The 20,988-nt window shown below is 37.4% G+C and carries 14 protein-coding genes; 11 read left to right on the top strand and 3 right to left on the bottom strand.

Features of this window, described 5'->3' with window-relative positions:
* The first annotated feature begins 217 nt into the window (after nucleotides 1-217).
* The 10 genes from SAGCYANO_RS12180 (at nucleotide 218) to SAGCYANO_RS44595 (ending at nucleotide 11,524) form a co-directional block, all read left to right on the top strand.
* Nucleotides 218-523 carry an aspartyl/asparaginyl beta-hydroxylase domain-containing protein gene (locus tag SAGCYANO_RS12180; RefSeq protein WP_202220326.1) on the top strand — a complete coding sequence of 102 codons (306 nt, stop codon included), beginning with the start codon at nucleotides 218-220 and terminating at the stop codon, nucleotides 521-523.
* Between the two features lie 383 nt (nucleotides 524-906).
* Entirely contained in the window at nucleotides 907-2,253 is a 1,347-nt protein-coding gene (locus SAGCYANO_RS12175; RefSeq protein WP_237396092.1) for a nitrate/nitrite transporter, read from the top strand.
* 449 nt (nucleotides 2,254-2,702) lie between these two features.
* Nucleotides 2,703-3,197 (top strand): hypothetical protein, encoded by a 495-nt coding sequence (locus SAGCYANO_RS12170; RefSeq protein ID WP_202220325.1) that lies wholly within the window; start codon nucleotides 2,703-2,705, stop codon nucleotides 3,195-3,197.
* Between the two features lie 17 nt (nucleotides 3,198-3,214).
* Entirely contained in the window at nucleotides 3,215-3,919 is a 705-nt protein-coding gene (locus SAGCYANO_RS12165) for a toll/interleukin-1 receptor domain-containing protein (protein ID WP_202220324.1), read from the top strand.
* A 38-nt stretch (nucleotides 3,920-3,957) separates the two neighbouring features.
* Complete coding sequence (locus SAGCYANO_RS12160) at nucleotides 3,958-5,826, top strand: hypothetical protein (protein ID WP_202220323.1); 1,869 nt, start codon at nucleotides 3,958-3,960, stop codon at nucleotides 5,824-5,826.
* Nucleotides 5,827-5,846: 20 nt separating this feature from the next.
* Entirely contained in the window at nucleotides 5,847-6,122 is a 276-nt protein-coding gene (locus SAGCYANO_RS12155; RefSeq protein ID WP_202220322.1) for a hypothetical protein, read from the top strand.
* Nucleotides 6,123-6,140: 18 nt separating this feature from the next.
* Nucleotides 6,141-8,636, top strand: coding sequence for a hypothetical protein (locus tag SAGCYANO_RS12150; protein ID WP_202220321.1), 2,496 nt, complete (start codon nucleotides 6,141-6,143; stop codon nucleotides 8,634-8,636).
* A gap of 65 nt (nucleotides 8,637-8,701) precedes the next feature.
* Nucleotides 8,702-9,625 (top strand): hypothetical protein, encoded by a 924-nt coding sequence (locus tag SAGCYANO_RS12145; protein WP_202220320.1) that lies wholly within the window; start codon nucleotides 8,702-8,704, stop codon nucleotides 9,623-9,625.
* A gap of 76 nt (nucleotides 9,626-9,701) precedes the next feature.
* Complete coding sequence (locus tag SAGCYANO_RS12140) at nucleotides 9,702-10,604, top strand: ARC6/PARC6 family protein (protein ID WP_202220319.1); 903 nt, start codon at nucleotides 9,702-9,704, stop codon at nucleotides 10,602-10,604.
* Nucleotides 10,605-10,609: 5 nt separating this feature from the next.
* Nucleotides 10,610-11,524 carry a D-alanyl-D-alanine carboxypeptidase family protein gene (locus SAGCYANO_RS44595; RefSeq protein WP_237396091.1) on the top strand — a complete coding sequence of 305 codons (915 nt, stop codon included), beginning with the start codon at nucleotides 10,610-10,612 and terminating at the stop codon, nucleotides 11,522-11,524.
* A gap of 369 nt (nucleotides 11,525-11,893) precedes the next feature.
* Here SAGCYANO_RS44595 and SAGCYANO_RS12130 read toward each other — a convergent pair whose 3' ends face one another.
* From SAGCYANO_RS12130 to SAGCYANO_RS12120, 3 genes are all read right to left on the bottom strand, one after another.
* Nucleotides 11,894-13,120 (bottom strand): DUF1501 domain-containing protein, encoded by a 1,227-nt coding sequence (locus tag SAGCYANO_RS12130; protein WP_202220318.1) that lies wholly within the window; start codon nucleotides 13,118-13,120, stop codon nucleotides 11,894-11,896.
* A gap of 288 nt (nucleotides 13,121-13,408) precedes the next feature.
* Complete coding sequence (locus SAGCYANO_RS12125) at nucleotides 13,409-14,890, bottom strand: DUF1800 domain-containing protein (protein ID WP_202220317.1); 1,482 nt, start codon at nucleotides 14,888-14,890, stop codon at nucleotides 13,409-13,411.
* Between the two features lie 1,210 nt (nucleotides 14,891-16,100).
* On the bottom strand, nucleotides 16,101-17,834 hold the full coding sequence (locus tag SAGCYANO_RS12120; protein ID WP_202220316.1) for a trypsin-like peptidase domain-containing protein: 1,734 nt from the start codon (nucleotides 17,832-17,834) through the stop codon (nucleotides 16,101-16,103).
* Nucleotides 17,835-19,060: 1,226 nt separating this feature from the next.
* Between SAGCYANO_RS12120 and SAGCYANO_RS12115 the strand changes: the two genes are divergently transcribed.
* Nucleotides 19,061-20,988 (top strand): PAS domain S-box protein (locus SAGCYANO_RS12115; RefSeq protein WP_237396089.1); only part of this gene is annotated, 1,928 nt, incomplete at its 3' end.

Raw genomic sequence — 20,988 nt, 5'->3', positions numbered from 1 at the left:
CTGCTATTTTGGGTGGTGGTGCATTGTAATGGTGGTGCACTGTAATGGTGGTGCATTGTAATTATTGTTGTTACCAGACAGGGTAGTGGGAGCATCTTGCTCCCGTCGCGGGTAGGATGCCTACACTAGGCATTGCTTATTTCTATTCAGCATTACTATGCAGGACTACCCTATTTTGATATAACACTAGAGTTTTTCATTCTCTTAACTATCAGATATGAAAATATGCCACGATAAACTTTACTGGCAAGAAGGCAAGTTTATGATTTTAGACCACAGTTATCCACACTGTCCCCATAATTACACTAATTATGACAGAGTAGTTTTAGTTGTAGACTTTTTTAAACCCGATCGCCCTAGAGAGGAAGTAGCAAAATTTGAACGAGAGCAAGTTAGACAACGTATGCAAGATAACCCTTATAGTTTAGGAGTTTTTGGTAAAAGCGATAGAGCAAAAACAGAAGATTTTATTAAGTATGGTTTGGCTCATCAGTTAGAGTGGGATAAAGCTTTAGAAAAGTAATTATTAATGGATTAGGACTTACGCAAATAAACCTTGAAAACGCCATATGTAGGGGCGAATGGCATTTGCGCTCCGCAAAGCTCCGAATTGCGCCCTTACTGGATTTAGTATCAGTGCGTAAGTCCTGTGGATAATGGATAATGGATAATTGATAATTAATCCCCATTCAGTTTAAAGCCTCTCCTTCGGACATGATATTAGTTTATAGCAGGACTTACGCAAATTAACCTTGACAACCCAATATGTAGGGGCGTTTTGCTCCGCAACATATAAAGCGGAGCATTCCCTTAGCAAATGGCATTCGCCCTCACTGGATTTAGTATTTGTGCGTAAGTCCTGATGATATTAGTTTATACGTTCTTTGCTTGGCAAAAATCATAATTATGTTGAAAATTACTCCCAAAAATCTGTTACATCCCGACTATCCTTTCGCTCCTAAAAATTTCCCGTTTTTTTATGGCTGGATAATTTTAATTGTTTGCACCATTGGGGTAATAATGAGTATACCCGCTCAAACTATTGGGATGAGTGCTTTCACTGACTATTTACTAGCTGCTACTGGTCTGTCACGGTTACAACTGAGTAATGCTTATTTTTTTGGTACTTTGACCAGTGGTTTACTATTGCCTTATGGCGGAGTATTGCTAGACCGTTTTGGGGCGCGAGTCACTGTTGTTTGTGCATCAGTAGGTTTAGCTTTAACTTTGTGTTATCTCAGTTTTAGCGATCGCCTAACTACTCTCATCAGTAACGCATTTCCTAGAATTCCCGATTTAACTATAGCGCTATTAATGCTGATATTAGGTTTTGTCTGCCTGCGTTTTTCCGGCCAAGGTATGTTAACCATGACCAGTCGTACCACTCTCGGTAAATGGTTTAACCGTCGTCGGGGTTTTGTTTCTGGTCTTAATGGTTTATTCATGGTTTTTGGGTTCTCTATTGCACCCATAGTTTCAAGTTCATTGATTAATATTTTAGGTTGGCGAAATGCTTGGCTAACTATGGCAGCAGTTGTTGGTATTGGTATGGGTTTAATAGGGTGGGTATTTTATCGCGATCTTCCTGAAGAATGCGGTTTATTAATGGATGGAGAGTTACAAACACCTACGGTTGAAGTAGAAAACTCATCTGAAAACAACTTACAAGATTTTACCCGCGCTGAAGCGATCGCCACAATTATGTTTTGGGTGGTGACATTAGTATTATCATCCCAGTCTTTGATATTTACAGGTATCACTTTTCATATCGTTGATATTGGTGCAGAATTTGGATTATCCCAAGTGCAGACAGTGAGTATATTTTTACCCCAGGCGGTTGTATCTACAATTGTTGGTTATTTGATGGGGGTAGCTGCAGACAGAGTTAATATCAAATATTTATTCATGGTTATGATGGTTGGTGAAGCAATAGGTGTGGCTGCTATTGCTAATTTTGGCGTGCCTTTATTTCGGGTATTAACTATTGTTGGATTTGGTATTAGTATGGGATCTTTTGGTACTTTATCAGCAGTGGCTTTACCGCGTTTTTTTGGTAGAGCTTATTTGGGTGCTATTTCTGGTTTTCAGATGATGATTCTGGTCATAGCTAGTGCCATAGGACCTTCTTTTTTAGCTATATTTAAAGATAAATTGGGTTCTTATAAACCTGGTCTTTATAGTTGTTTGATATTGGTAATTTTGATTTTAATTCTCACCTTTTTTGCCCGTAAACCTCGCCAACCTGATAGATGAATTATATCAAATCCGGTTGATTAGTATAATAAAAATATTCTCCTCTAAATATTATGGATGTTTATGGCTTTCATCTTGACAGTCGTATTATTAGGGTACTACAATAGTATTAAAAATGTTGGCGTTGCTGATTATGGGTATGATTTTGCCCCCCTAGCCCCCCAATTTTGGGGGGAATAAAACTCTAAAAGTCCCCCAATGCGCGGGGGATGCGCGGGGCGAAGGCGAGAACCAAACATATGATTTTGCCCCCCTAGCCCCCCAATTTTGGGGGGAATAAAACTCTAAAAGTCCCCCAATGCGCGGGGGACCAGCGGGGGCGAAGGCGAGAACCAAACAATCGCACATTCATACTTCAATTCAGCAACGCCAAAATTTCGACTAACTAGGCTTACTTATTGCAGGATGGCTAACCAAGGCTTAGTAGATATGGTAATGGAGAAAATTCAATGGAACGAGACCCGGCGGTTTTAAAAAAAGTTTCAGTTAGCCTTCCTTTTGGCCTGGGGTCTGCTGAGTGGGAGGCAGACCAAACAGAACGTCATGCGGCTTGGTCGCTCTATGTTGAACTGGTGACACGCATTTCGATACAACCATTAGGCCAAGAGGAGGGCATTTTTAGAGAAGCTTTAGACTCTCTCTATAGTTTATTTGAAACCACTCGTGAAATTTTGAAAGAAGCAGGTCCTGGTGTGGGTGCTTCACATAACTCAGTTGGTGGTATCGCGATCGCTGTTCTTAACCAAGGACTACGGCCTTTTGTAACTAAGTGGCATCCTAGTTTGGAGGTGTGGGAAACTCAGAGACCCGATGGCGTTAGTTCTAAAGAACATGAAAAGCAGTGGTCAGAAGAGCCTGAACTGCGAAAGGAACTAGAGGTTTTGGGAAAGGAGCTAAATAAGTATGCTCAAGCTCTGGCTCAAGTTGCTGGTGTAGAAAATTGAAAAAAAGGAGTTTATAAATGACTGAACAAAAAGAATTTGATGTTTTTCTTTCTCATAATAGTCTTGATAAAGATAGTGTGAGAATTATAGGGGAAAAGCTTGAAAAAGCAGGTATTAGAACTTGGCTAGATGAACGGCAGTTTAAAGGTGGAGACCATTGGCCAGGCAAACTCTACGAAATTCTTGATAACACTGATACGGTTTTCTTCTTTCTGGGAATAAATGGTGTAGGGCCTTGGCAAGATGCGGAAATAGACTATTTACATAACCGTTATATAAGTAGTAGAAGGCAAAGTCCTAGAATTGTTCCGATACTTTTACCTGGAGCTAGTATTGATAATCTTCCTAGTAAACTTAATTACTTAAAAGAGATTCAGTTTGTGACTCTTGACAATTTGGATAGCTATGATGACATTAGCAAATTATTACAAGTATTTACAAATAACTCACAAAAACAAACTTCTTATTATGTTAACACTCTAGACTTCACTCAGGAAAAAATAGGGCGTTTGCAAAGGGATTTGTCTTTGGCTCAAAAACAATCTAACGAATTAACAAAAGTGATAAATGACATAGTAGATGAGATGAATGCGAATATAGGTGATGCAATACGACAGCACAACCTGGACAAGAATAAAAAAAAGTTTGAAGAAAAGCGAAACCAACACGACCAAGAAGTTGAAAGGCTTCAAGCAGAGATTAGCCGACTTGCTCATGGGTAGAATCGTAAACATACAAACTAGAGAGATTAATTTAAGATATGACGGAAGAAGATATCCAAGGTGAGAAGATACCAACACCTCCGGAACTAAAGGAAGGTGACAAGATACCAACACCTCCGGAACTAAAGGAAGGTGACAAGATACCAACACCTCCGGAACTAAAGGAAGGTGACAAGATACCAACACCTCCGGAACTAAAGGAAGGTGACAAGATACCAACACCTCTTAGCAGATATTCAATTGAAGGAAATTTTTTCAATCCACTTAGAGGTCAGGGAAAAAGTAAAGATGATGATAGTAAATATTCTAGTGATTCTTCTACAAAGGAAAAGACCAAATACTCTGACTTACCAACACAACTATTACAAACCTGGAAGGAAAGATATAAAACGGAAATTGCTAGTTTAAAAGATCAATATGATGAATTAACTGAAGAGATAGAAGATTTATCTGAGGACAAGAGAGAAGCTTATTCTCCTATTGAGGAACGCAAAACTCAAAGAAAGCTAGATAGAATTAGGGGAGAACGTGAAGAAAAACGGCTGAAACTTGAACAACTTGAGAAAGATTTAAGCGACCTTAATAAAGAGCTAGAAGAAAGAGAGCAGAACAGAAGAGGGAATAAAAACACAAGAGGAACAGGTCAGGGTTATGCCTCAGAAGAGTCCGAAAGCGTTACAGCTCACTCGCTATTTTCAAACAGTGACACTATCCAGAAAACTGTTTTGTATGTGGCAACTTTCTTTCCAGAATTAAACCCCCAAGACTTTAAGTGGGTCGTTTCACTCTTACTAGAAGGCCAAACAAAAATTATACCTGTTAAAGAGTCAATAACCACAGAAGAAGGAAAAACACAGGTAAAAGAAACTCAAAAGGAAAAGTTATTAACTGAAATTTGGCAAGAGAGCTTTGAACAGTCGGATGGATATTTAGAGAATTCTTATTTAAGAGTCAGTCGTCAGAATAAAATGCAGGGTATTGACTTTACTTTTCCTAGCTTAAGAAGGGATTTTTTGACTTATTTTGAAGAACAGCAACCTTTATATTTAGAGGAGCAACTCCAAAAAACCCAAAAGCTAGACTTATTACTTGACACTTCTGATGATCTTGCGAGAAAGGCAATAGATGTCGCTTTAAGGGCTAGCGTTGACTATCCAAGTTCCTATGGGGAGGGTTGGCTGATAGAACTTCTAGTAAAAATTGCTCAGGAAGACAAGCGGAGAATTAACCCTTTACTTCTGCGTTTGTCGTACTTAATTTATAGATTACAAATTGAATCAGATTATTCTAGAGCTGAGGATATCGCTCAAAGCTTTCTTGAAAGTTTAATGTCTCCAGAACATCGAACCCTTGCCTTTGAAATTGTTCGAGATTTAATGGACAAGCACTTACGTTCAGGAGCATTAGGTATTCAAGCTGCAAAACAACTCCTAATTTGGCTGAAAAAGTTGCTAGATCGAGAGAGTTTAGAAAATAAGGATGAAAACCTCCAGGCTGATGTTTACAGCTTATTAGACAAACTATTGTGGCAAAGTGGTTTATATTCCTACATCTATGATTTTCTAGAGATTTTAAAGGAATGGTTGCCTTCACCAGATGTTCCTTCAGAAAAATACTCTCTGTCAAATCGAGTCGCTTTTCTTTTGTTATTTGTTTACTGCAATCAAACAACATACATCTGGACGAATAACTTAAAGTGGTATGGAGAGTGGCCTTCTGCGTATCCTTTGTTTGCACCATTGAAAAGCCAAGATGATAGTAAATTTGGTAGTGAGTTAAATACTTTATTTAGTTGGCTATTTTATTGTACTGCTAATGGAGAACTTGCTCTGGTAAATGTCTTAGAATTCTTTTTAAAGATTTTACTCCAGATAGTTTTAATCCTCTTGAAAACATTAGCTATTTAATTGCAGAATGGTTGGTAATTTTGCGTGGTTTTGATCATGTAGAGCTGGAGCAAGAAGTTGAAAATTTAATCGAAGATATGGCTCGCAGCATTATTTCAAATACTCCTCGTTCTCTAAAAAGTGAGCTGAGTAATTTTTGGACATCTCTTACAGAAAAATATCTAGAACAAGGTACAAAGTCAAATCAATTAGGAGATAGAAAACTACAGAAGCAGTTCACTACCAGAAGAAAAATTTTAAGAGATTTCAAGAAGAAATTTAGGGCTTTACAAAAAGAAATCAAAGTAACAAAGTAACTTAAATTAGAGGTAAAAATGGTAAAACATCACGCTTTAGATAAAATTATTCGTAAAGTAGAAAAAGCTGAAGCATCTGCTAAAAGCAAAACTAAATCTTCTACTGAAAAAATCATAGTTATTAACAAACAAAAAAAGGACTATTTGGACAAAATACCCTTTATCGATCGCAAGAATATAGTATATTATTTAATTTCTAACAACAATGATGCTTCAAATATTGCCGAACGTACAGATCTACCTGTAGAGGTAACGGATTTTGGGAATAATCGTAAACTTCGTATTTCTGTAGCTTATCGTGCTAGTTGCCCTCCTGGAAAAGAACAACAAGTTGCTCTAGCTCTCTGTAGTGATGATTCTCCTGGTGATGAATTGGATAAGAGAGTTGAGAGATGGATAGCTGAACTAACCTATGAAAAGGAGGCTATATATATAGATGATTTTTTCGGTCAAGTAGAAGGTTTACAGACCTCCTTAAAGAAAAAAACACAAGATGAGATTGGTCTTAACATTCATTTTCGGCTATCTCTAGGGGATGAAAAACAGCTCGAAGCAGTAAAAATTGGCCCGACAGAGATTACCGTATACGTTTCCGATTCTGATGATAAGCTAGACCTTGAACTTGAGACTGAACTAATTATTGAGGACCCAGTTAAGGCTGTGTCTAACCAGGAGTCTGGTTGGCTGATCTCCTTAGTCAAAGTTACTAAGAAAGAAATTAAAAGCTACTTACTTGAAAAAGTTTCCATTACTCAGTTCTACTATGAATTGAAAGATACGGTTAGGAATGGATTAGTTGAGCATTTAGATAGGATTCTACGCGATCAAGGTCGCCGAGTTGGACACTTATATCTCAATAGTAAGAAAATTTCTTCATCTCCAGTTCCCAAGGAGCTTGTAGAAATAAGTTGTACTGTCGATTGCAAGGTACAGAAGTATACGGGTTTAGTATATGTTGAAAATACTCTCCAGATGCTTCCTCAAGATGTTAGACGATATATTTCTGCACAATCTCCTAACTTAGAAGCTTGGGTGCAGAGTAAACTGGAAAAAATTGTTAAGCCTTTGCTGCTTGATAAGAACTATGCAGGTATATTGTGCGATTTTAGCAAAGAATCTGATGAAATTCGGCGTGCAATGCAAACTGAAGCCGAATCTATCGGTTATCTAGTGAAGCATATAGTTTCTCTCCCAAAACAAAAGCATAGCGAACTACTAGAAAATCTAGAAATAAATAATGACGACAAACCAGAAGAATTTTCAACCAGTGCTACTGGCGTCAAAGTTAAGTTAAGTACAGCAGTCAATCTCAAGTTTAAGAGTCTTGAAAAAATTGAAGATTATCTCAATCAAACAGTTGATGAAATTAAAGACTTAATCAAAGATACAGTTAAAAGTACCACTAGAGAAAATATACGCACTATCGACCCCGAAAGATTTTATATGCGTTTTTATGAACCTATAGCTGGCGAAAAGTCGGTTGAACAAGAACTGAAAGATGCAATTACGACAACCTTAGAAGAGCGTTTTGGGGTAATAGTAATTAGAGTTGTTCCTATTCCCGAACAAACAGATATTATTGATTATCTGCAAAGGTTAATGGGAATGGTGGGTTCTTTCAACTGTGAAGTGCTTTCTTTGACTGGTGGACAAGCTGTTAAGTTTCAAGGAGAGTTCAAAATTTTAGGTATTGAGCAGGGTAGTTGGTATGTATTCCAGTCTGCATTCCAATCTATGCGAGAATTGCAGCAAGAGTCGTTGAAAGAACGCAAAGCCCTCAAAAAGCAATATGCTAAAGTTGTTAACTTAGGTGATGTAGAAGAGAACAGAGAGGAACTTGGCGAAATTAGCCAGAGAATTCGTGATATAGAAAAGGAGATTTTTGGCATGGATAATATTAAAAACTCAATAGAAAAGAGTGTTAATGCTAAGTTGACTACCATTGACAGCGAACTTCTTAGATACACAGATAATAAACATTTATCTACTATGGAGCGCTACGTCAATCAATGGGCAAGGGAGAGTGTTGTTAAGCAATATGGTCTAGAAATTGAGATTATAAACCTGTATCGCATCCGCACTGAAGGAGAAGAATATTTGTCTGCAGCTAGAACTAAATTAGAGAGATCAAAAGTTGATGAAGCTTTAGCTCAAGTTGAGGCAAGAACTCAACAGCGTCAGAATCAATTGGAGATGTCCTCAAGAAAGAATAAAGCACAATCTAATGAACTTGATAAACTTTATGAGCAAAGAGCAAAGTTGGTTGCAGATCCCGATGCAGATCCGGATGAACGGGAGTATTTGGATGAACAAATAGATCGCTTAGAGAAAGAAATTCTTACTCCTTCGTTGGAGGATGCTGGAAGCGCTCTTGATATATTAGAGCCTAAAAGAGATGGAAGTAAGAACACCCTCGCATTTGAAGAGCAGATGGGTCTACTACCAGGCAAAAACAATTTAGATTCTGATCCTAGCAGTGATACTAGCGTTCCTAATCAGAAAGACTTGACTTAAAAAAGTAATTAGACCAATTTTTATTTAGGTACAGTATAAAATTACTACATAAAGAACTAACAAAAATGGAAGTAATATTTACAAAAAATGATGATACTGCTGAGAAGATTATAGATGTCTCGCCTGATTCAAAGGTAGGTGAGTCTCGCGAAGTAGTGCAAATGTTATTGGGTTTACCAGAAAGTCCCCCTTACAAAGTTGTTCTAGAAAGAACTAGCAAAAAATTAAGGGATAATTTGACATTCAAAGAGGCGGGTATTCAGGACAATGACAAGCTTATACTTTTTCCTTTAAATACTTTTGAGACCTACCAAGAGGGTGAGAGTGATACCTACCAAGATAATCAGAAAACAAACGATATTTCTAGCGTAACTGAAGAAAAAGAATCCCCATCGTCTTTCAATTTTAAAGTTTTTCCAACAGCATTCATGGTTGGTACCATGGTATTAATTGCAGTAGTTGGAAGCTTGCTTTATCTCCAAACTCTACAACAACAAGCGATTATTAACGAGCAGTTAGAACAGGAGAGGATTCAAAGGCAAGAAGCTGAAAGAAAGTTAGAACAGGAAAGGAGTCAAAGACAAGGAGCCGAGAGAAAGTTAGAACAGGAAAGAACTCAAAAGCAGATTTCCCGAACCGAACCCAACCTTCTTCGAGCGTTACCAGAACAAGCTTTAAGAAATTACTACCAAACTCTAAACAATTATGAGTATCAAAGTGCTTGGAATTCTTTATCCTCTAGATCGCAACGAAGTACTAAAGCCCATCCAGAAGGATACAAGTCCTACATAGATTGGTGGACTCAAGTTGCAAGGATAGATGTACTAAGTACCAAATTGGTATCAGAAGATGGGTTTAATTCTATAGTAGACAGTAGACTGCGGTATTTTATGAAATCTGGCAGAGAAATCAATCAAACTCTTCGCTTTTATTTTGTTTGGGACACAGATTCTGACCGTTGGCTGGTTAATAAAGTTGAACGCTTGTAGTTGTAAACACTTAAGGTATTTAGACCAAGTTTTTTTAAATACGAGTAGAAAAATATTATATAAACAAATAATAAAAATGGAAGTAATATTTACAAGAACTGATGATACTGCTGAGAGAATTATAGATGTTTCACCTGATTCAAAGTTAGGTGAATCTCGCGAAGCAGTGCAAATGTTATTGGGTTTACCAGAAACTCCCCCGTACAAACTTGTTCTAGAAAGAACAGAAGAAGAATTAAAAGACAATTTAACATTTAAACAAGCTGGTATCCAGGACAATGACAAACTCATATTGTCTCCACCGACTGATAAAAAAACACCACCACCAGAACCTACTCCTGCTCCTACTCCTGCTCCTACTCCTGCTCCTACACCTTCACCGCCAACACCTTCACCGCCTCCGTCTCCTTTAGATTGGCGAACAGCAGTTATCATTGGGGGTGTAATTGGAGTATTTGGCTTAGTTAGCTTGGTTTTGTCTCAAAATCGAGTTGTTGTAATAGAACCGACACCTAAACCTTCTCCTATACCACCAGCATCGCCAAAGCCTAGTCCTGTTAAATCACCTGCACCACCTCAGCGACCACCAGAGCCATCTATTTCACGGCAGAAAGCTGTTAATTTGATTCAGAAATACTTAGAAGCAAAAAAAGTAATGTTTGCTCCACCCTATAATCGTCAAGTTCTTGCTGAAATAGCCACTAGCGAGTTCTATGAAAAGGCAGTTGGTGCAATAGATTGGTTACAAAGCAATGGTGCATACTATCGTTATAATGTACAAAGGGTTGACAGTGTTCAGGAGTTTGTTTCAGAGGGTAACGAAGCAGCAATTAAAGTAAGGATCACAGAAGATTACACCCTTTATAATTCAGATGGTTCAGTTGACCGTAGTAGTAGTAACTTTAAAACTTTAACAGTGATCTACAACATGAGATTGATTAATGGAAACCTGAAAATTTATGCCTCTAAAGTAATTTAATAAAAATGAAATTGTTTAAAATAGAGAAATTTAGTTTAAAAAACTGGTTAAAATTTATCCTAATAGCTGTTTCTGTTGCTGGAACAATTGTTTTATTTGGAACAATAATCCTACATTTTTCACCTGAAAGTCTATATATGCAAACTGCAACAGAACCTTCTCCTAACTCATCTCCAGAAGTTCAGGTAGTTGATGTACCTATTACTCCTGTAACAGAAACTTCTCCCGAACCATCTCAAAAGGTTCAAGAGTCTCCTGCTCCAAATTCGTCTACTCAAGCAGAACCCTCTCCTCTGCTTCAGCGACTCCCTGAAGCTGCGAGACGAATTGGGCTACTAAACCCAACATCTCAAAACTCTGAAGTGGATAGAGAGGAACAGAAACTTGTTGGTGGCGAAACTGCCTATGGTCACTTTCTATACCCACCAGGTCACATTAACAGGATGGTGATTATTAGCAGTTATGGCGCTAGGCAATACCAAAGGTTTGAATATCTGCACCCAGAAGCAGCAAAAGCACTAATGAATATGATTTATACTGCAAGAGACGAAGGTGTTTGGCTTGTACCTGTTTCAGGATTTCGTACTTTTGAGCTCCAGGAAGAACTATTTAAAGCTCAGATTCAACGTCGTGGTTCAGTTGAGGCCGCTGCAAAAGTTTCCGCCCCACCAGGATACAGCGAACACCATACAGGTTTTGCCATTGACTTAACTGATGGGAACTTTCCCAAAAAGGATATAACTATCGATTTTGAAAATACCAAAGCTTTCCAGTGGTTAACCCGTCACGCTCAGAAGTTTGGTTTTGAGTTATCTTTTCCTCCAAACAATTCACAAGGAGTCAGCTACGAACCTTGGCACTGGAGATATATAGGCTCTCCAGAAGCTGCTGCTACTTTTGCTCAAGCGAGAAAATTTTAGCCCTGGTGGTTGTCTGGAATGTAACTATCTCATGACTTACGCACGGACACTAAATCAAGAGGGCGAATGGCATTCGCCCCTACAGGTTTTTGGTTATGACGTGAGGTCATCAATCTGAAAAGCGCTGTAAATATATTAACTGATTTTTATGAAGCACGGCAGTGGGAGCATCTTGCTCCCGTGCCAGATATTCCTTTTTTCTGTAAACCATTACACAAGCAGGACTACCATATAATCATAACTGACGCAAATTTACCTTAAAAATGCCATATGTAGGGGCGCCATTCGGAGCTTTGCGTTAGCAAATGGCATTCGCCCTCAGAAGAAGAATTAATACTCTCACCGCCAAATCATCAACCATTACTTACTTCACAATAAAGCCAAACGCCGCTCAGAAGAATAACCAGAAAAAATCCGCGCTATTTGCGATCGCTCAATCTCAAGATGCTGCTCTAAAACACTAGAAATCACATTCCGGAAGTCCGTTGTCACCGCTAGATCCCGTTGCTGAAACAATTCTGATTCATCTAAACCAGGCCATTGTCCGTAAACCTGACCACCACGCACCCCACCACCTAAAACCCACATTACATTACCATGACCATGATCGGTGCCACCATTACCATTTTCTTTCACCGTGCGACCAAATTCTGACATTACTAAAATCACGGTATCTGAGTAAAGCGGACCCAACTCCTGAACTAGAGTAACTAAACCTTCCCCAAGAGGTTTCAATCGTCTTGCTAAAGTACCTTGACTGCTTCCTTGGTTAACGTGGGTATCCCAATTACCGAGAGCGAGAAACCCTAACTGTGTTTTGGAATCACCAACCATAATTTGAGCTAAATTTTTGGCATCACCAGCAAAACCCTCGGGAGGTGGCGCTCCTGCTGAAGCAGCTTCCATTTCCTGCTCTAAGTCAGCTAGTAGTAAATCTCTTGCTTGGCGACCTTCTTGGTAAACTCTACTAAGTTCGTCATTGCTGCTGTAAAGGCGATCGAATGCTTCATAAATTTTGGGGCGGTCTATGGGTAAACTACTGGTCGATTTTCTTCCGGTGGGAAGACTAGCAACTGGCATTGCACCCATGAGAATGCGAGGTGGTGTATCTCCTAAGTTTACAGCTTGAGTAGGTTTATCTTTTGGCAGATTTGCTAACAAACGATTCATCCATCCATCAGGTATTTTTTTATTATCTGGAATACCTGTTTCCATATAATATTGAGCATCAAAATGGGAGCGAGTGTTGTTGTTTAAACCGCAGGCGTGAATAAATGCTAAACTGCGATTTTGCCAGAGGGGTATGATACTTGCTAGAGCAGGATGTAAGCCAAATTGACCGTCTAAGTCGATCGCTCCTTCTGCTTCTCCTGGAGCTGGAATTGCTATTTTTGGTCGTACATCATAATAATTGTATTCCTGATGAGGAATAACTACATTTAATCCATCGACTCCACCTCGGAGAAAAATAACTATTAATCGTTTACGATTGTTGGTTTGAGCTAATCCTTTTGCTACCCAAGCATGACTGCCAACAGAGATTATTCCTGAAGCTGATAGTAAGCTAGCAAATTGTAAAAAATTACGTCTTTTCATAGTGTCTCCAAAATATTAAATCTGGTTGAATACTTAATTATCTAGTTGGGAGTGGGGGAGTAGGGGAGTAGGGGAGATTGAAGTAATTATAGAATTATCAACATACAGTAGATTCCTTATCTATTCCCCTTTATAAGAAGGAAAGTGGGGGAGTGGGGGAGTAGGGGAGTGGGGAGTAGGGAGATTGCAGTAATTATAGAATTATCAACATACAGTAGATTCCTTATCTATTCCCCTTTATAAGAAGAAGTAATTCTAAATTCTAAATTCTAAATTCTAAATTCTAAATTATTTTTCCATCATTTCCGGACTACCTAACATTAAAGGTGCTTGTAAACGTTCTGGACTACTGCTAATTACAGCTTGAGTTTGAGCAGAAAAATTATTTCCTAAAGTTGCAGAAAGTTGCTGACGATCTATCGGTTTGGGTTTTCCTTGGTTTAAATGACCACGAGATATCATTGTCGCAAAGCTAATTCGACGCATGATGGCATCGGGATTTAACCATGCTTCTTTAGTGTTTTTATAGCCGTCAGGAGTTTTACAAGCATAAAGCTTCATTCCTAATTGCTCTAAAAATTGTTTAATTCTACCCCATCTAGGTTTGTCAATATCGGTTGCTCTAGCAGCAGAAATAATATATTGATAAGGGGTTTTAAATTTGCTGCCGTAGTATTTTTCCTCCCAGAATTCAGGACTATTAAATAAAGTTTGTAACACATCACGAATGTTGCCATTAGTTTCTTGAAATTTTTTAGCTAGTTTATTAACTAAGCTACCGGGAGGTGTATCGGCAACAAAATATTGAGCTAATTTATAACTAATAAAACGGGCGGTAGATGGATGACTTGCGAGAATATCTAAGGCTTTTTCTCCTTCTTCTATTCCACCACCTTTAATGGGTATTCCTAAGAATATTTTATCACTATAATCATGGCGGTCTGAAAAAAATTTAAACCCACTCCCATCTCCACCATGACGTCTTATTCCCCAACCTGTAAAAATTCTTGCTAAAGTTATTATATCTTGTTGTGTATAACCTCCATTGACTCCGATAGTATGAAGCTCCATAAGTTCACGGGCATAGTTTTCATTTAAGCCTTTAAATCTGCCACGAACGCCTTTACTATTAGGAGCAGTATTTAGCCAATTATCTAAATAAAATAACATGGCTGGATGATATGCTGTTGCCCCTAATAAATTACGAAAATTACCAAGTGCATAAGGTCGAATAGCGTCTCTTTCGTAAGTGCCAACCCAGAGGCGAGCTAAGTTACCTTTATCTACAGAAATATTGAAGTGGTTAAACCAAAAATCTACCATTACTTCTTGTAGTTGTTGGTTGCTAAATATGGCTTGAACTAAACGTGCATTTTCTGATTCTCGTAAAATTTTACTGGTACTTTTGCTCATTTGTATTTGTTGTTTTCGAGTAAAGTTTTTAGCTCCTTTTTTTAGTGGAGGGACAGTTTTTTTATATAATTCTGTTGGAGCTAAGTAGAAGTTAGTTAACTTAGCTATTTTTTGTGTTACTTGAGGAGATTCTCTAATAGTTTCTGGTCTGAGTTGAGATTGAATATAATTATTAATTCCTATTGATTTAACTCGTTCTATATCTCCTGGTCTAGGACCAAAACTTAGACGATTCAAAACATGGATAGTTTGGGCATTAATAGATTGACTATCAGCGTAACTAGGACTTGCTAATCCTAACCAGATAATTAAGCCTAATAACAGAGATATAATCCAGTACCTAGAGGCTTTTTTCATTAATTATTCCTCCTGAAATATTCTCAAATTTTCATTACATAATTTTCTATTTTGCTCTAAGTTTATGCAAATACGATTCTGACAAAAGTTAGTTTTTAAGTAGCCCTATTAGTAGGGGCAGATTTAACCGAAAATTTTGATTTAAGCGCGCTCAAGTCCTAAAAACCCGCCCTATAGCATTTCTTATAAAGATGAGGTAAATTTACGATCCCCCTAAATCCCCCTTTTTAAGGGGGACTTTGAAAGTTCCCCCCTTATTAAGGGGGGTTAGGGGGATCTAAAACTGTACCTCATAGATTAGGGAACTGCTTTATTTAAGTAGGTAAGTATAATTAAATGAATTAAACGTTAAAAAATTGTAGGGGCGGGTTTAACCAAAAGCTTTGACTTAAGCGCGCTCAAGTCCTAAAAATCTGCCCTCTAATATTACGTTTATTTATACTGAACATGACATTAATATACAGTTTTTACCGAATAATTAAAGCTTAAAGCTTCTCCTTTAAAGGAGAAACAAGAAAAATTTTCCTTTTATTCAATCTTCTTCCTTTTAGGTAGAGGTAATTATCAATTATCCATTATCAATTATCAATTATTGAAAATTCTATCTATAAAAAAGTATAACTTAAATATTTTAATTTTACCACTACAAAATTTCTCTATAAAAATCAGGAATTATCTTATCTTCTCTAAGTACCTCTAGTAAGCATTTACTGCGTAATACTGCACAAACATAATTTTGAATTCTCCTTCTAATATCATCTCTCATTAAATAACTGTAATAAACAATCTTTACCGAAATATTGTGGTTTAAAGCCTCCCCTTTTAAGGGGATAATAAATAAAAATTTTCCTGTTCGTCAATCCTCTTCTTTTCAAGGAGAGGTAATTCTAAATTCTAAATTCTAAATTCTAAATTATTGAACCAACCTGGTAGGGATGTTGCATGCAACGTCCCTACATTTCAATGGTTTGATAATTAATCAGCAAACTCTAATTATTAATTATTAATTATTAATTATTGATTGTTGAATACCTCTGTTAGATTTTGACTGAAATGAAGAGGATATCTGAAAATTTTTTTGATACTTAATTTTGCCCCCCTGACCCCCCAACTTTGGGGGGAACAAGAGTCAATTTGCTTGCTCTAGTCCCCCAAAATTGGGGGATGCGCGGGGGCTTAGATGTAGCAAATGGGACTTCTCAGACAACCTCTAAGGAACTTTCCAAATATTAATTTTCCGGTCCCAACCACCGCTAACTATTGTTTGACCATCAGGACTAATTGCTACTGTACTAATATAACTTGTGTGTCCGTTTAAACTACCTTTTAAGTTACCCGTACTCAGTTCCCAAAACTTGATGGTTTTATCCCAACTGCTACTAATTAAAGTTTTACCATTAGGAGTAATAACAATTGACCATACTCCATCTATATGTTCTTTTAAACTATGAATTAATTCATCTGTCTGCAAGTTCCAAATATTAATCGTGCCATCACTACTACTACTAGCTAATATCTGACTATCAGGACTAAAAACTACAGACAAAATTGATAGAGAATTAGTATTTATATTACGAATTAGTTGACCTGTTTGTAGGTTCCATAATTTAATCTTATTATCTTTACTACCACTAGCTAGAAATTGACCGTCAGGACTAATGGCGATCGCATTAATTATCTCAGAATGTCCTTCTAAGGTGCGGAGCAACTCTCCAGTACTTAAATTCCAAATTTTAATAGTTCTATCCCAACTCCCACTTACCAACATTTCACCGTCAGGAGCGATCGCTACTGCATCTACCACATCGTTATGTCCAGTGAGAGTCTGCACCAGAGTAATATCAGTGACATTTTTATTTTTGGGTAGTTTCCAAATTTTGATAGTTTTGTCATCACTACCACTGACAACTAACTCTTCATCGGGAGATACTGCAACTGAATTTATTGATTCTTTGTGAGCTTTCCAAATAGCTATGACTTCGCCATTCTTAATATCCCTGACTGAAATCATCCCGTTACTACTACCACTGATGATATGGGAATTTAAAGCAACTACAGAATTAACTATTCCACCTACTTCATTGGAAATTGCCTTTGCCAGAGTAAAATTTACAGCAGTTTCTGTTCCATTTTCCTGTTTAGAGATAGTTGTAGAAACAGGGTTTGCTGCTGCTGTTGGAGTAGTTGTAGTTTGAGCAGTCTCGGGTTGTTGAGAAATGGTCGGCAACGAAACCTGTTGTCGCCACTGCCAAAAAGTATTAATTTCTATTCCTCCAGAAACGATCGCATCAGAGTTTTCTTGTAACTTGACAATACCGTTAATAGCAACTAGACGACCTTCTGTATCTAGTACTGGTCCGCCACTCATCCCCGCTCTGACTAAATTATCATAAAGTAAACTATAACCACCGATAGGTTGCTGACGCCCTTTGACTACCCCTGGTGTACTCAGAAAAATTCGTTGTTGAAGGTTGCTGCCAGAGCGCGGCCATCCCCCGACAAAAACTGGTTTTCCTTGAATTAACTGAGTTGGGTCGCCTGTTTCAGCAACGGGGTAATTTTGAGAACTGGTAAATGGCACGACTGCTAAATCTACATTTGGTACTTGTTTAATCAGACTATAGTAAACTGGATGCATTTCTCCATCAGGTGTGCGTACTTGATAATCTCCTACTTTATTAACAACGTGCCAGTTAGTGAGTACATAATATGTATCTCCTTGTTTTTCGACAATTACACCTGAACCACCTCTGTTTTGTCCATCAATTCTAACTGTAATTTCTCCTGCTATTTTGTTGATTTCTGATTCTGTTAAACTCAGAGCAACTTCTGATGCTATTAGTGGCATTAGGGCAGTGATACTAATAATTAAGTTTCTGACATTAATAGTTTTTAGGGGTAAAATACTAATAATAATTATGGTGATAATTCTCTGAAAATTCATTTTTTTATAAGTAATAGTTTTTTTGAGTTCAGATATTTAATCGACATGAATTACGCATATGCAACGCATTTCCGTCATTGCGAACCACAGGGAAGCAATCTCTAATCCTAATTTTTCGTACTTTATGTGTAAGTCCTGATCGAATACTTTAGTTAACTTCTCAACCTAAGCAGATATTTTATGCTTAGTATAAATATTATTACCAGGACTTACGCACCAAGCGCAATATTTAGTAGGGGCGAATGGCATTTGCTAACGCAAAGCTCCGCTAACGCCCCCTACGGATAGCGTATTTTCTAAGAATTTGCGTAAGTCCTGATTACATTATATCATGACAAGCATTCAGCCGACAGAACCACCATATCTAGTAGGGGCAAACGGCCTGCTTCGCACACTTCGTAACGCTCCTACAAATGGTGTATAACTTGATATTTTGCGTAAGTCCTGTTAAAGTATTTTGGTGTTGGTGAAGCGCGTGTATGAAATCGCGCATTACTTAGGAGTCAGCAGAGAAGAAAGAAGAAGAAAGAAGAAGAAAAAGGAGTAGAAGGAGAAAGTTTTTGGTCGCGGGGCGCGCTCTTATCCGGACATGATATCATACCTCTTTTCACCAATGCCGTATTTTATTCTTTATACAAAGAATAAAATATAGCTGCTCAAGTTAATTACTAATAGTTCAAAAGCAACTTTTGTGTGGTATGAATTTGATGCAGTGGTATGATACTCCTCAAACAAAACTAGGGCAAAAATGCTATAGATTAAACAACCGTATAATAAATCTTCATTTTGTTAGGCTCAAGTAAAATATCGCTAAACTATTGGACTGATAAAAGCCATTAAATACTTTTTAAGTATTTACTACTTGTTAGAAGAATGCTATGTTTTGTGTTAATAATAAAAAAACTTTCCCGAATAATTAAAGTTTAAAGCCTCTCCTTTAAAGGAGAAACAAGCGGTCGTAGCGCAGCTTCCCGTAGGGTGGGATGGCGAGGTATCCTTGCCATATCCAATCGACCAAGAGAGAAAAAATTTTCCTTTTATTCAATCCTCTTCCTTTTAAGGATAGGTAATTATCAATTATCCATTATCAATTATCAATTATTGAAATACCTCTATCCCTCAGACTACTGCTACTGATTTAATGATGTTTTTCAAACTTGATGTTGTAGCCTATAGAAAACATAGATTATAATAAATTAAAATCATTTTGTTGAAGTGACTTTGATATGGTAGAGCGAAAAAAGAGCGAGTATCAAAAAATACTAAAATCTAGCAAAGAACTAAATTTGCTAATTGTAGGAGATGTGATGGAAGATTTAGCGCTCATAGTACACACCTTAAAGTCCAATGGTGTAGAATTTACCTATAATGTTGCAGACAGCAATCTAAAATACCAAAAATTACTTCAAGATAATGTATATGATGCCATATTGTCAGATTATTATTTAGCAGATTTTGATATCTTCGAGGTGCTGAAATTACTACAAAAATCAGGACAAGAAGTTCCTGTGATTTTGATCGCAGATGATTTACCAGAAGAGAAAGCTTTTGAATGTTTAAAAGCCGGGGTTAATAATTATATTTTCAAAGATAGATTATTGAGTTTATCAATTATTTTAGAGCGAGCGACTGCTGAATTTAGATCGAAAAAAGAACAGCAACGTGCCATTATCAAATTACAACAACAAGCTAAACAAGAAGCAATTATTAATCGCATTGTTCAAGGAATGCGTAATACCTTATTACTGGATGAAGTCCTGCAAAATACTGTCGAACAATTAAATGAGGTTTTACAAGTTAGTCATTGTATAATTGTCAGGCTGGACTATCAGAAAAACACTAATCTTTGTCACTTAAATAATATGACAGTTGAATGCGATCGCCAAGTTAGTTTTTCTTACGATGTTCATCAACATTATTCAGATATACTCGCTAGAGGAGAACAAGTAAAAATTAGTAAATTCGATACAACCATAGACTCAGAAGTTAAAAATCTGATTGACGAGTTTCAAGTAATTTCAGTCTTAATTACACCCCTGTTGTATCAAGATACTTACCTCGGTGGGATTATTCTAGACCAGTGCGATCGAGAAAGAAAATGGACTGAAGATGAACTATCTCTATTGACATCAATTGCTGACCATTGTGCCATTGCCATTCATCAAGCTGAACTATATCAACAAGCACAAATAGAAATCGCCGAACGCAAGCGAGTAGAAGAAAATCTACGCCAAAGTCAGGAACGTTATGCTCTTGCCATTGAAGCAGGTCATGTGGGAATTTGGGAATGGGACTTACAAACGAATGTAATTTACCTAGATCCTATATTGAAAGCAATGCTTGGTTATGAAGATTGGGAAATTAGAAACACGATCAATGATTGGCATCAATTGGTTCACCCAGAAGACCGAGAACAGGTAATAGTAGCAAAAAATGCTCACTTAGCAGGACTGACACCAAAATACGAAATCGAACATAGGATGCAACATAAAGATGGCAGTTATCGATGGTTTTTTTGTTGCGCAGTTGCTATTTCTAATGAAAAAGGAATAACGGACAAAATGATGGGAACAAATACAGACATTACACAATATAAACACGCAGAAGAAACTGTTATTGCAAGTCAACAGCAGCTTGTAGCTATGATGATGCTTATCCGTAACATCACAGAGTGTAAACAAGCACAACAAGCCTTACGAAATAATGAAGTCAGGTTTCACGCTCTAATTGAAAATGCTAACGATTTGATTTTGATTATTGATGCTGAGGGAATCTCTCGTTATATTAGTCCATCACTAATCAGAGTTTTGGGATATATACCAGAAAAAGCTATCGGTCAGGTCATCTTCGATCTAATTCATATAGATGATTTACCCCTCATCACCCAGACTTTTCACAAAGCAATTGCAAATCCTGGTATTAGTCAGCTACCTATTGAGTATAGAGTTAAGCATAGTAATGGTTCTTGGTGCTTTTTTGAAAGTGTTGTCACTAACCTTTTACATGACCCAGCGGTGGCAGGTATTATTGTTAATAGTCATGATATTACTCAACGCAAGCTAATTGAAGAACAATTAAAACATGATGCACTACACGATCCACTGACTCATCTTCCTAATCGTACTCTACTTATGGATCGTTTAGAGCAAACAAT

The sequence above is a fragment of the Okeania sp. KiyG1 genome (assembly GCF_014132355.1).
In the GTDB taxonomy this organism is placed as follows: domain Bacteria; phylum Cyanobacteriota; class Cyanobacteriia; order Cyanobacteriales; family Microcoleaceae; genus Okeania.
Note: the sequence above shows the minus strand (reverse complement) of the source record. Positions and strands in the feature narration are given on the sequence as shown.